Source organism: Streptomyces sp. WAC 04229, from assembly GCF_003947455.1.
In the GTDB taxonomy this organism is placed as follows: Bacteria; Actinomycetota; Actinomycetes; order Streptomycetales; family Streptomycetaceae; genus Streptomyces.
Map to the genome: position 1 here is coordinate 1 of NZ_QHJH01000221.1, position 11,550 is coordinate 11,550.

Annotated in this window: 10 protein-coding genes, 2 pseudogenes and 1 riboswitch; of the genes and pseudogenes, 4 read left to right on the forward strand and 8 right to left on the reverse strand. The window is 72.7% G+C overall.

The genetic code is table 11. The features are described from left to right. The 4 genes and pseudogenes from DMH12_RS33655 to DMH12_RS33670 form a co-directional block, all read right to left on the reverse strand. Window positions 1-292: pseudogene (locus DMH12_RS33655) on the reverse strand (hypothetical protein); the annotation flags it as partial. Further along, on the reverse strand, window positions 279-1,247 hold the full coding sequence (locus DMH12_RS33660; protein ID WP_125495149.1) for an ABC transporter ATP-binding protein: 969 nt from the start codon (window positions 1,245-1,247) through the stop codon (window positions 279-281). The pseudogene DMH12_RS33655 and the gene DMH12_RS33660, both read right to left, overlap by 14 nt. A 57-nt stretch (window positions 1,248-1,304) precedes the next feature. Next, the gene (locus tag DMH12_RS33665; RefSeq protein ID WP_125495150.1) at window positions 1,305-2,519 is read right to left on the reverse strand and encodes an outer membrane lipoprotein carrier protein LolA; all 1,215 of its coding nucleotides are present in this window, start codon (window positions 2,517-2,519) and stop codon (window positions 1,305-1,307) included. A 279-nt stretch (window positions 2,520-2,798) separates the two neighbouring features. Further along, on the reverse strand, window positions 2,799-3,809 hold the full coding sequence (locus DMH12_RS33670; RefSeq protein WP_125495151.1) for a polyprenyl synthetase family protein: 1,011 nt from the start codon (window positions 3,807-3,809) through the stop codon (window positions 2,799-2,801). A gap of 567 nt (window positions 3,810-4,376) precedes the next feature. Continuing rightward, window positions 4,377-4,532, forward strand: a riboswitch (cyclic di-AMP (ydaO/yuaA leader). A 3-nt stretch (window positions 4,533-4,535) separates the two neighbouring features. Between DMH12_RS33670 and DMH12_RS33675 the strand changes: the two genes are divergently transcribed. Then, window positions 4,536-5,027 (forward strand): transglycosylase SLT domain-containing protein, encoded by a 492-nt coding sequence (locus DMH12_RS33675; RefSeq protein WP_122615695.1) that lies wholly within the window; start codon window positions 4,536-4,538, stop codon window positions 5,025-5,027. A gap of 15 nt (window positions 5,028-5,042) precedes the next feature. On the opposite strand, the gene DMH12_RS33680 is transcribed toward DMH12_RS33675, so the two are convergent. Continuing rightward, a complete protein-coding gene (locus tag DMH12_RS33680) occupies window positions 5,043-5,843 on the reverse strand; it encodes an HAD family hydrolase (RefSeq protein ID WP_125495152.1) in 801 nt (266 codons plus the stop codon). 265 nt (window positions 5,844-6,108) lie between these two features. Here DMH12_RS33680 and DMH12_RS33685 point away from each other — a divergent pair, with 265 nt between their 5' ends. The 3 genes from DMH12_RS33685 to DMH12_RS33695 all read left to right on the forward strand — a co-directional run bounded on the left by DMH12_RS33685 (window position 6,109) and on the right by DMH12_RS33695 (window position 9,398). Beyond that, window positions 6,109-7,173 (forward strand): GNAT family N-acetyltransferase, encoded by a 1,065-nt coding sequence (locus tag DMH12_RS33685; protein WP_185832710.1) that lies wholly within the window; start codon window positions 6,109-6,111, stop codon window positions 7,171-7,173. Window positions 7,174-7,200: 27 nt separating this feature from the next. Then, the gene (locus DMH12_RS33690; RefSeq protein ID WP_125495154.1) at window positions 7,201-8,550 is read left to right on the forward strand and encodes a glycosyltransferase family 2 protein; all 1,350 of its coding nucleotides are present in this window, start codon (window positions 7,201-7,203) and stop codon (window positions 8,548-8,550) included. Window positions 8,551-8,621: 71 nt separating this feature from the next. Then, complete coding sequence (locus tag DMH12_RS33695) at window positions 8,622-9,398, forward strand: polysaccharide deacetylase family protein (protein ID WP_125495155.1); 777 nt, start codon at window positions 8,622-8,624, stop codon at window positions 9,396-9,398. 22 nt (window positions 9,399-9,420) lie between these two features. On the opposite strand, the gene DMH12_RS33700 is transcribed toward DMH12_RS33695, so the two are convergent. The 3 genes and pseudogenes from DMH12_RS33700 to DMH12_RS33710 all read right to left on the reverse strand — a co-directional run. Then, a complete protein-coding gene (locus tag DMH12_RS33700; protein ID WP_125495156.1) occupies window positions 9,421-10,557 on the reverse strand; it encodes a glycosyl hydrolase in 1,137 nt (378 codons plus the stop codon). Beyond that, window positions 10,554-11,006 (reverse strand): hypothetical protein, encoded by a 453-nt coding sequence (locus DMH12_RS33705; RefSeq protein WP_125495157.1) that lies wholly within the window; start codon window positions 11,004-11,006, stop codon window positions 10,554-10,556. The genes DMH12_RS33700 and DMH12_RS33705 overlap by 4 nt, the downstream gene beginning before the upstream one ends. A gap of 14 nt (window positions 11,007-11,020) precedes the next feature. After that, window positions 11,021-11,550: pseudogene (locus DMH12_RS33710) on the reverse strand (hypothetical protein); the annotation flags it as partial.

Consider the following 11,550-nt stretch of genomic DNA (forward strand, 5'->3'; position numbering starts at 1 on the left):
TGCCGGTCCTGGTGGGCATCGCGGTTAAGATCGAGACGAGCGACGACGACCCGTCGCTCGTCTCGATCTTCACCGCGATGCCCACCAGGACCGGCACGGCGGCCAGGACGCCCAGCAGGGCGAGGGTGCGCCAGCGCCGGAAGGTGATCAGCAGTTCGCTGCGCAGCAGCCCGAGGGACCACAGCGGATTCGGTGTGCGAACCTCGCTCACGCCCGCACCCGCACCCGGCGTCTGGGCCCGCGCCACCGGCACGTTCCCCGTCTCAGCCCGCGACGTCTCAGCCCGCGACATCGAATCCCTCTCCGGTCAGGGCCACGAACGCGTCCTCCAGGGAGGCCCGTTCCAGCGCGAAGCCGCGGACCCGGACGTGGGCCGCGACCAGGGCCGCGTTGACCTCGGCCAGGTCGCGGTCCGGGGGCTCGGCCGTCACCCGGTCCTCGGCGACGACCACGTCCCCGGCGCCCTGCTCCTTCAGCACCCGGGCCGCGTCGCCCGCGTCCGGCGTGGTCACCACCAGCCGGCCGCGCGCCCCGGCCGACAGGTCGGCCACCGCGCCCTGGGTGATCAGGCGTCCCTGGGCCATCACGGCGGCGTGCGTGCAGACCTGCTCGATCTCGTCCAGCAGGTGGGAGGAGAGGAAGACGGTGGTGCCGTCGGAGGCGAGTTCGCGGACCAGCGCGCGGATCTCGCGCATGCCCTGGGGGTCGAGCCCGTTGGTCGGCTCGTCCAGGACCAGCAGGCGGCGCGGCTGGAGCAGCGCGGCGGCGAGGCCGAGCCGCTGCTTCATGCCCAGCGAGTACGCCTTCGCCTTCTTGCCGGAGGCGGCCGCGAGGCCCACCCGGTCCAGCGCCGCCGCGACGCGCTCGCGCCGGGTGCGCGGGTCGGCGGCCGGGTCGGCGGCGTCGTAGCGCAGGAGGTTGTCGCGGCCGGAGAGGAAGCCGTACAGGGCCGGGCCCTCGATGAGGGCGCCGACCCCGGGCAGTACGGTGCGGGCCGCGCGCGGCATGGGCCGGCCGAGGACCCGGGCGCTGCCCGAGGTCGGTTCGATCAGGCCCATCAGCATGCGGACGGTGGTGGTCTTGCCGGAACCGTTGGGGCCGAGGAAGCCGAAGACGCTGCCCGCCGGGACGGTCAGGTCGAGACCGTCGACGGCGAGCTGTCCGCCGCGGTAGCGCTTGGTGAGTCCGCGGGTGGAGATGACGGCGTCGTCCGCCCGCTCCGGCTCCGCGACGGGCGGTTCGGCCATCGGCTTCCTCTCCTGTGCCTCTTGTCGTACGGATTGTCGTACGGAAAGGCCGCTCCGTTACTTCGCGGCGTTCGCGGCCTTCACCAGCGCGTCCTTGGTGACCGCACCGGCGTAGACCGTGCCGTCCTCGGTGATCAGGGCGTTGACCAGGCGGGTCTTGAAGACCGTGCCCGAGCCGAAGTCGCCCTTGACCTGGTCGCCGAGGGAGCCGAGGAAGCCGCCGAGGTCGCCGCCGCCCGCGGCGCCCGTGGGCAGGCCCTGGCCACCGGTGTCGAACGCGGCGATCGAGTTCCAGCCCTCGCCGATGACCTTCAGGCCGTCCAGCTCCCTGGCGAGGTCGCCCTCGGCCTTGCGCCCGTGCTCCGGGGCCTTGGCGGCCTTCTCGTCGGCCTCGGTCACCTTCGCGCCCTCGGGCGGGGTGAAGTCGAACGTCGACGCGTCCGGCTTCGCGAAGCTGACCTTGGTGAAGCCCGCGTCCACGACGGCGGCGCCGCCGCTCGCCGGGGTCAGCGTGAACTTCAGCGGGGTGCCGGTCTCGGCGTCCACGGCGACGGTGATCGCACCGACCGTGGAACCCTTCTGCCTGGGCTCGACGACGAGCCGGTACGCGTCGCGGCCGGCCACCTGGGCGGTGCCGCCGACCTTCACGGACGTGGTGTCGTCGATCGCCTTGAGCGCCTGGTCGGCGAAGTCCTTCGGGGTGGCCGGCACGTCCTTCTCCGGCCGCTCCGCGCCGTCGGACGTGGAGTGGTAGACCTCGTTGGACTTGCTGTCGTAGCCCCAGACGTCCTTGCCGTCGCGGATGAGGCTGTACTCGGCGGCGTCCTCCAGCAGGGACACCTTCTGCCGGTCGGGGCCGTCGGCCGCGACGCGCAGGGTGTGGGAGCCGGAGACCAGCTGGGTGAGCTTGGCCGAGGGGTCGGCGGACGAACCGCCGTCCTTCCCGTCCCCGCCCGGACCGCCGGACATTCCGGACATCAGGCCGCTCTCCAGGCCGCCGAGGTCCGGCAGGCCCAGGTCGGTGCTGATCCGGACCGTGCCGGAGAGCTGCTGGACGTCCGACTCGGCGATCTTCTGGACGAGTTCCTCCGCCGTGACCTTCGGCAGGTCGGGGTCTCCGGAGTCGGCGAGAGCGGGGACCAGCCCGATCGTCGCGGCGGCCACCCCCACCACCGCGACCGGGACGACGTACCGCGCGGCCCTGCGCCGTCGGGTGCTCAGCTCCTCGCCCGCCCCGGGGGTCGTGTTGTCGTCGGAATCGATCGGTGCCATCTGTGCCCTACCTCCGTCGTCGGCGGCGGCTGTCTCGCGACCTCGCACTCGTTCACCCGTGAGCCGCCATTCTCACCCGAATCGGTGAGGATTGGTGTTTCCGTGGTGTCCATCTGACCAAATCACCGGAGCGCAATCGTCAGACCGCGGGCTCAACTCCACGTACTCCTGCGGGATGACACCGGAGGGCGGTTCCTCCCCCGCCCCGTAGGGGGCGGGTACGCCGCCCACCCGACGGAGTGAACCCGCCCGTGGCGCCGCGCGCGGGCGGGGCGGGGTTCAGCCGGCCCGGTGCACCACGGCGTCGCACAGTTCCACCAGCGCGGCCTTCGCCTCGCACTCCCGCAGCGGAGCCAGGGCCGCGCGGGCTTCCCTGGCGTAGCGGACGGTGTCCCGCCGGGCGTGCTCCAGCGCGGGGTGGGCGCGCAGCAGGCGCAGCGCCTCGGCGTGCCGGGCGTCGTCGCTCAGGTCGGAGTCGAGCAGCTCGCTCAGCGCGACGTCCTCGGCGAGGCCCAGCCGGGCCGCGCGCTCGCGCAGCCGGAGCACCGGCAGGGTGGGGATGCCCTCGCGCAGGTCCGTGCCGGGTGTCTTGCCCGACTCGTGGGAGTCGGAGGCGATGTCCAGGACGTCGTCCGCGAGCTGGAAGGCGACGCCGAGCCGCTCGCCGTACTGGGTCAGTACGTCCACCACCGACTCGTCGGCGCCCGACATCATCGCGCCGAACCGGCAGGAGACGGCCACCAGCGAGCCGGTCTTGCCGCCCAGCACGTCCAGGTAGTGGTCGACGGGGTCCCGGCCGTCCTGCGGCCCGGCCGTCTCCAGGATCTGGCCGGTGACCAGCCGCTCGAACGCGAGGGCCTGCACGCGGACCGCCTCGGGCCCGAGGTCGGCGAGGATCTGGGAGGCGCGGGCGAACAGGAAGTCGCCGGTCAGGACCGCGACCGAGTTGTCCCAGCGGACATTGGCGCTGGCGACCCCGCGCCGTACGGCGGCCTCGTCCATCACGTCGTCGTGGTACAGCGTGGCCAGGTGGGTCAGCTCCACCACCACGGCCGAGGGCACGATCCCGGGGGCGTAGGGGTCGCCGAACTGGGCCGAGAGCATCACGAGGAGCGGCCGGAACCGCTTGCCGCCGGCCCGCACCAGGTGCTGGGCCGCCTCCGTGATGAAGGGCACCTCGCTTTTGGTTGCCTCGAGCAACCCTTCCTCGACCGCGACCAATCCGGCCTGGACATCGGCTTCCAGAGCCTGGTCCCGCACGCTCAGCCCGAACGGCCCGACGACGGTCACGAGGGGTCTCCTGTCTGCTGGTGTCTACTGGCGATTACCTGGTTTGTCGATAGGTCGCTGCCACCACTCGAGTCAGCGTATCCGGTCACCTTTCGATCACCGCTAGCGCCCACCGTTACAGGCCGGGCGGTATCGGATCATGAGCGGTATGTTTTTGATCGGTCGATATGACCACATATTGCCCGATACCAATACCGCCTCCCCGGCCCCGAACGGATGCCCGCCCGGCACCCGAAAACACCGGACGGGCGAAGCACTCTGCACCAAGGGCCGGTTGGGGCCCAGTTGGGACTAATGCCCGTTTTGCCGCGCTTGTTGAGCCCCGTGAGTTGGCTCACTCCGGAGCACCCCCGGGCAACTTCGCCGCAACCTGTGCCCTCCCTTTGCCCCGCAAGCCAGTTGAGGCTTGGCAACCGCAAAGGATCAAGAGCCTCAAACGCCTCAGACCAAGGTCAACAGGACGTTGGGTGATTCCTGCACTTGTTTCGGACATGTGCTCTCGCATACGTTCCCGGCCTGTCGGGCGGACGCCGAATCCTGCCATCGCCCGTACACACAGTCATCCACTCAACTCACTCGCCGGCAGGAGCGGGGGACCCAGGTAAGTCGCCGCACCGGTCACCACCGGAGCGGCTCGGGGTGAAGCCGTACCCGTCAGGGCGCGGCCGGGCACCTCCCCGCCCGAACCCGACAGCTCACCTCGCAGGCGTCAGGAGAGGGACACAGATGTCTGCCAACGGTCAGAACCGTCACGCCCGGACCACCCGCATCGCCCGCAGGCTCGCCGTGGCCGGCACCGGTGTCGCGGTGCTCGCCCTGCCGCTCATCGGCGCCACCGGCGCGTCCGCGGCCACCCCGGCCGCCACCAAGACGGCCGCCACGGCGGCGACCACGTACCCGGACAACCTCGACGGCTGGATCCGCGAGTCGCTCGACGTCATGGCGCAGCACGGCATCCCCGGCTCGTACGAGGGCATTCACCGCAACATCATGCGGGAGTCGTCCGGCAACCCGCTCGCCATCAACAACTGGGACATCAACGCCATCAACGGCACCCCGTCCAAGGGCCTGCTCCAGGTGATCGACCCGACCTTCCAGGCGTACCACGTCGAGGGCACCTCCTGGGACCCGTACGACCCGGTCGCCAACATCACCGCCGCCTGCAACTACGCGGCCGACCGGTACGGCTCGATGGACAACGTCTTCGGCGCCTACTGAGCCGCGCCCGGACGTTCAGAAGACCCGTTCGAGGACGACGGCCACGCCGTCGTCCTCGTTCGTCGTCGTGACCTCGTCGGCCACCGCCTTGAGTTCGGGGTGGGCACCGGCCATGGCGACGCCGTGCGCCGCCCAGTCGAACATGGGGATGTCGTTGGGCATGTCGCCGAAGGCGATCGTGTGCCGCCGGCCCACCCCCAGGTGCTCGGCGGCCAGCGCCAGGCCGGTCGCCTTGGTGATGCCGCACGGCTGCAGCTCCACCGTGCCGGGCCCCGACATGGTGACCGTCGCGAGGGAGCCGACCACCGCGCGCGCGGTCGACGCCAACTCGTCGTCGCTCAGGTCGGGGTGGCGCAGCAGCACCTTGCTGATCGGGGTGCGCCACAGCTGGTCGCGCCGCTCCACCCGCACCGCGGGCAGCGTGGGGTGGGGCATCAGGTACCCGGGCTCGATGAGGGTCAGGCCGTCGACGCCGTCCTGGTCGACGGCGGCGTACACCTGGCCCACCTCGGCCTCGATCTTGCCGAGCGCGGTCTCCGCCAGCTCCCGGTCCAGGGTCACCGACCACAGCATCCGGTGCGCGCCGGCGTCGTACACCTGCGCGCCCTGCCCGCACACCGCGAGCCCCGTGCACCCCAGGCGGTCCAGCAGGGGCCGCACCCGGGGTGCCGGGCGCCCCGTCACCACCAGGTGGCGCGCACCCGCCCGGGCCACCCGCGCCAGCGCGGCCAACGACCGTTCGGAGACGGTGTCGTCGCCGCGGAGCAGCGTGCCGTCGAGATCGGTGGCGACGAGTGAGTATGCGGTGCGGTCCATGATCAGAGAATACGGACGCGCCACCCATCCGACTCACCCGCGACCGGTTCCGAACGAGGACACGGCGAGTACGTTCGAACGCGCACGACGACGCACGAACATGTCCGAAACCTGGCACATCATCGGCTAAAGCCGGTTAAAGGCCTGTGCACCGGTTGGCAACAACATGGTCTGCTACCTACCCCCGGGACGGCCCCCGGGGTACCTTCCTGTTGTCCAGGGGGGACTTGATCGGGGGGTCGGGTTGAACAGCGGACGCGTACGCGTGCTCAGGCCACAGGAGCTGGGCGAGGGGGAACGGGAGCACTGGCGGGACATACGCGCCAAGTCGACGGCGCCGCGCAACCCGTTCATGGAACCGGAGTTCACCGACGTCGTGGGCCGGGTACGGCCGCGGGCGCGGGTGGCGGTGCTGTACGACGGCGGTGAGGCGGCCGGATTCCTGCCGCACGAACGCGGGCCGCTGGGCCAGGGCCGGGCGATCGGGCTGGGGGTGTCGGACTGCCAGGGCGCGGTGCTGCGCCAGGGCCTCGCCCCGGATCCCCGCGGACTGCTGCGGGCCTGCTCCCTGTCGAGCCTCGCCTTCGACAACCTGGAGGCCGAGCAGGGGCTGTTCGTGCCGTACGCCGCCGAGGAGCACACCACCTACGTCATCGACGTCGAGAAGGGCTACGAGGCGTACGAGAACGTCCTGCGCACCCAGGCGCCGAAGTTCCTGAAGACCACGCTCGCCAAGGAGCGCAGGCTGGGCCGCCAGACCGGCGGCGTGCGCTTCGTCTTCGACGAGCGTGAGCCGGCCGCGCTGCGCACGCTCGTGGAGTGGAAGTCGGCGCAGTACCGCAGGACGGGACGCCGGGACCGGTTCGCGCAGGAGTGGATCAGCCGGCTCGTCGGCAGGCTCGCCCAGACGCGCGCGCCGGAGTGCACGGGCACCCTGTCCGTGCTCTACGCGGGCGGCCGGCCGGTCGCCGCCCACTTCGGGCTGCGATCGGCGACGGTCCTGGCGTGCTGGTTCCCCGCGTACGACCCGGACTTCGCCAAGTACTCGCCGGGGCTCGTCCTGCACCTGCGCATGGCGGAGGCCGCGGCCGCCGAGGGCATCGGACTGCTGGACATGGGGCGGGGCCCGGCGGAGTACAAGGACTCGCTGAAGACCGGGGAACTGCCGGTGTACGAGGGAGCGGCGACGCGCCCGGGGACGGGCGCCGCCCTGCACTGGCTCGGCCGCGAACCGGCCCGCCGCGCGCACGGCTTCGTGCGCGACCGGCCGCGGCTGGCGTCGCTCGCCGTACGGACGTTGAGGGGCGCGGCCCGGCTGCGCAGGTCCTGACGAGGTCAACCACGAGGGGGTGGGCGCATGGCCGGTGTGCGGCGTGCGCGGCAGGAGACGTTGCGGGAGACACGGCGGGAGATCGACGACTTCCTGCGCATCGGGGCGGTTCAGGTCGCCGAGCTGGATCTCGGCGACGGCACCGGCGTGGCGGAGGAGGCAGAGGCGGAGTCGGCGGTACTGCGGCCGGGCCCGGGGAGCCCGCCGGTGACGTCCGGCGCGGTGTTCGTGCTGGTCAGAAGGGCGGGCCGGCCCGTGGGCACGCTGCTCGGGCAGGTCCCCGAGGGCGCGGACCCCACGCGGGTGCTGGCCGGGCTCGCGCGGGAGCTGCCCCGGAGTGCGCCCCCCGAGCCGTGGCCCGCGCCGCCGTCCGCCGGTGTCGTGGTCGCCACCCGGGAACGCGCGGACCAGCTCGCCCGCGCCCTCGACTCGCTGCTCGCCCAGGACCACCCGGACTTCGAGATCGTCGTGGTCGACAACGCGCCCGTGACCGGCGACACCCGGGCGCTGGTCGAGCGGAAGTACGGCGAGCGGGTGCGGTACGTGTCCGAGCCGGTCCCCGGACTCGCCGTCGCGCACAACCGGGGCCTCGCGGTGGTCCGGGGCGAGGTGGTCGCCTTCACCGACGACGACGTGGTCGCCGACCCGCGCTGGCTGACCGAACTGACCGCGCCCTTCGCCGCCGACCCGCGCCTGGGCTGTGCCACGGGCCTGATCCTGCCCGCGCGGCTGCGCACCCCCGCCCAGGTGCTCCTGGAGAGCCACGGCGGCTTCGCGAAGGGGTTCGTCGCGCGCACGTACGACCCGGAGCACCCGCCCGCCGACGAGCCGCTCTTCCCGTTCACCGCGGGCCGGTTCGGCTCGGGCGCCAACATGGCCTTCCGTACGGAGGTACTGCGCGCGGTCGGCGGCTTCGACCCGGCGACCGGCGCGGGCACCCGCGCGCGGGGCGGCGACGACCTCTACGGGTTCGTCCGCGTCCTCGCCCACGGGCAGCGGCTGCGCTACACGCCCCGGGCGCTGGTCTGGCACCACCACCGGGAGACCTGGCGGGACCTGGAGACCCAGGCGTACGGCTACGGCGCCGGCCTCACCGCGTACCTCACGGCGGTCCTGGTGAACCGGCCGGCCCTGCTGCCGGCCCTCCTCGCCCGGGTGCCGGGCGGACTCGCGCACGCCCGGCGCCTGACCGCCGTACGCGCCACCGGCGAGGGCGCGGGCCCGGAGGCGATGGGGGCGCCGGGCGGGCACGACTCCCGTACGCATCCCTGGCCGCGGCGCCTGGCGCGGTTGCAGCGCCGGGGCATGCTGTACGGCCCCGTCGGCTATCTGCGCGCCCGGCGCGCGCTGCGTGCGACGGGGGGCGAGGCGCGGTGAGCGGGGCCGGGGCACCGGGAGCGGACGGGGCGCGCGAGGGCGTCCGGGCGCCGGGCGGCGGACACATACCCGTGTTCCTGTACCACGCGGTGATGGAGGACCCGCCGTCGTGGATCGCCGAGTTCACCGTCACGCCGAAGGAGTTCGCCGCGCAGCTGGACGCGATCGTCGACAGCGGCATGACGCCCGTCACCATCAGTGCGCTCGCCGACCATCTCGTCGGGCGGGTGCCTCTGCCGCCCCGGCCGGTGCTGCTCACCTTCGACGACGGCTTCGCCGACCTACCCGGGCCCACCGCCGAGGCGCTGGCCGAGCGGGCGCTGCCCGCCACCGCTTACCTGACCACCGGGGCCATCGCGCCGGGCGGCCGCAGTCTGCTGCCGCCCGCCCCGATGATGACGCTGGACGCGGTGGCCGGGCTGGAACGTTCCGGCATGGAGATCGGCAGCCACACCGTCACGCACGCGCAGCTCGACACCCTGTCCGGCGCGGCACTGGCGCACGAACTCCGCGAGTCCAAGGCGGTCCTGGAGGACGCCCTCGGGCATGCGGTCCGCCACCTCGCCTACCCGCACGGCTACAACAGCGCGAAGGTGCGGGCGTCGTCGGCCCGGGCCGGGTACGAGACGGCGACCGCCGTGCGGCACGCACTCAGCTCGGACCGCGACGAGCGGTACCGCATCGCCCGGCTGATCGTGCGGCGGAGCCACACGGTCGCCGACGTCGAGTCCTGGCTGGCGGGCGGCGGCGCCCGCGTCGCCCCCTACCGCGACGGCCCGAAGACCGTCGCGTGGCGCTGGTACCGGCGGGGGCGGGCGGTGGTGCGGGGCCCCGAGTTCGCGGGTTAGGGCCTGTCCGGCGGGGTGGCGGTCAGTCGTGCGGCTGGTTGAGGTGCGGGTCGGCGGCCACCTCCCGCAGGCTGCCCCACGCCTGGTCGTTCGCCACGGCCAGGTTGCAGTGCGGCCCCGGGTCGCGGTAGTTCCACTGGAGGGCCGCCTTGACGCCCTCCAGGTCCTTGAGCACCCGGGGCACCTGCGCGTACCACTCCGCCTGCCGGTCCGGGCGTTTCGGGTCGGAGGCGCTGCCGAACTCCGAGAGCATCAGGGGCTTGTCGTCGGAGATGTGGGCGCGGATCCAGTCGTGGGTGGCGTACTGCGTCTGCGCGAAGCTGAGCCAGCCGGTCCTGTGGCAGAGGTAGTAGTTGTACTGGTTGTAGCCGATCCAGTCGACGTAGTCGTCGCCCGGGTACATCCGCTCGAACAGGTCGCCGTGGTTCAGGTATCCGGTGATGATCCAGGTCCACACCACGTTGTCGACGCCCAGTTCGCGGAAGCGGTCGTGGATGTGGCGGTAGGCGCGGACGTAGTCGGCGGGGGTGCCGTTGTCCGGGGTGCGGGTGTCCATCTCCAGGTCGAAGGAGAGGAACACCTTCTTGCCGGTGCGCTGCCCGTACTCCTTGACGCGCCGCGCCTGGACGTCGATCACGGACTCGTCCAGGCCGCCGGCGGCGATCTGCTTCCAGGTGGGCTGCTGGTCCTTGGTGCCGCCCCACCACTTGCTCTCCCAGGAGAGCAGCAGCATGCGGTCCTCGCCGACGCGCTGTTCCTGCCCGGTGAGGAGCTGGCCCTCCAGCCGGGTCTCCGTGACGGCGGACATGTCGTGGTACGTGTACACGATGTCGAGGCCACGGCCGACGTTCTTCTCGTACTCCCGGACCTTCGCGTCCAGGTCGGACTTGTCGTGCGGCACGAAGGCGCCGAACCATGCGCCGCAGGGCGGTTCGAGGAGGGCGGTGGGGCGGCACCTCGGGTCGTCGGCCGGGTCGGCGGGTCCCGAGGCGTCGCGCAGGGCGAGCACCGCGACCAGGACCGCGCAGGTGGCGGTGACGGACGTGATCAGCAGGCGGCGCCTGCCGGGGGGTGCGGGGTGCGTGGGGTGCGTTGGTCGGCGGTGCTGTCCGGTCGTCGAGTCCGCGTGGGTGCGGCGAGCGGGACGGGCGAACCTCACAGAGTGGAACCCTTCCGTGTCGGTGGCGCGGCGCCCGGCGCCGTCCTGGGCGCCGGCAGGGCACGCAGGCTCGGGCAGAAGGCGGCGAGGGTGGTCAGCAGGGTGAGCGCCAGCAGGACGCGGTCGCCGCTGAGGGTGTGCGTGGCGATCAGCGCCGTGGCGACGAGGATCGCGGCGCTGACGCTCAGCAGGACGGCCAGCACCAGCTGTTCCAGCAGGTCGGAGTGGCGCTCGAAGGCGTCGTCCCGGTCCTCGGCCGGGGCCTCGGCACGGCGGGCCCGGAGCGCGGGCCCGCAGATTCTGACCAGGGCGGCGCCGGGGCCGACGGCCAGGAAGGCGGCGACGGCCGCGCCGCGCAGCGGGGAGCCGCCGGGCAGGGCGAGCGCGGCGAGCGCCAGCCAGCCGGCGAACGGCGGCAGCATGCGGATCACGAGGTCCTGCGGGGTCACGGTGGGTGCCCTCCTCAGCTCGCCGGTTTCAGGACGTAGAGCACGCCCGCGCTGTTCTGCGCCACGCGCTCGAAGCGCGGCGAGTCCGCGACGGACTCCCGGACGCGTCTCAACTGGGCCGTGTTCAGCTGGCCGTTCATCTCGGAGTTGGCCACCTGCCCCTGGGTGAGCAGGAAGTAGGCCCGGGCCGGTGCTTCCACGCCGGCCATGTCGCGGGCGAGGACGGCCGCCGGGTCGCGCACGATGTCGTCGACGTGGGTCCGGGTGTCCTCGAGGAACCAGTAGTGGTCGACCCGCCAGTACTGCTCGTAGGCGAGCGGGTAGTTGCGGTTGGCGGCGACGACGAGGGAGTCGTCGGGCGCCTGGTCGAAGAGCTGCCGCACGAGCGCCACCTCGCCGGGCGGGAAGTAGTTGACGCGGTCCTTGCCCGAGTAGCTCGGAACGAAGGCGAGGGTCCCGGCGAGCAGCACGAGCGGTGACAGCCAGGCCGCGTACCGCAGGGGCGGCAGCGAGGGCAGGGGAGACCGGCGGCGTTGGGCGGGGG

What these genes read in the sequence shown, in the direction of transcription:
- DMH12_RS33660 (WP_125495149.1), bottom strand. Translation starts at nt 1,247, where the DNA reads ATGGCCGAACCGCCCGTCGCGGAGCCGGAGCGGGCGGACGACGCCGTC.
- DMH12_RS33665 (WP_125495150.1), bottom strand. Translation starts at nt 2,519, where the DNA reads ATGGCACCGATCGATTCCGACGACAACACGACCCCCGGGGCGGGCGAG.
- DMH12_RS33675 (WP_122615695.1), top strand. Translation starts at nt 4,536, where the DNA reads ATGTCTGCCAACGGTCAGAACCGTCACGCCCGGACCACCCGCATCGCC.
- DMH12_RS33680 (WP_125495152.1), bottom strand. Translation starts at nt 5,843, where the DNA reads ATGGACCGCACCGCATACTCACTCGTCGCCACCGATCTCGACGGCACG.
- DMH12_RS33690 (WP_125495154.1), top strand. Translation starts at nt 7,201, where the DNA reads ATGGCCGGTGTGCGGCGTGCGCGGCAGGAGACGTTGCGGGAGACACGG.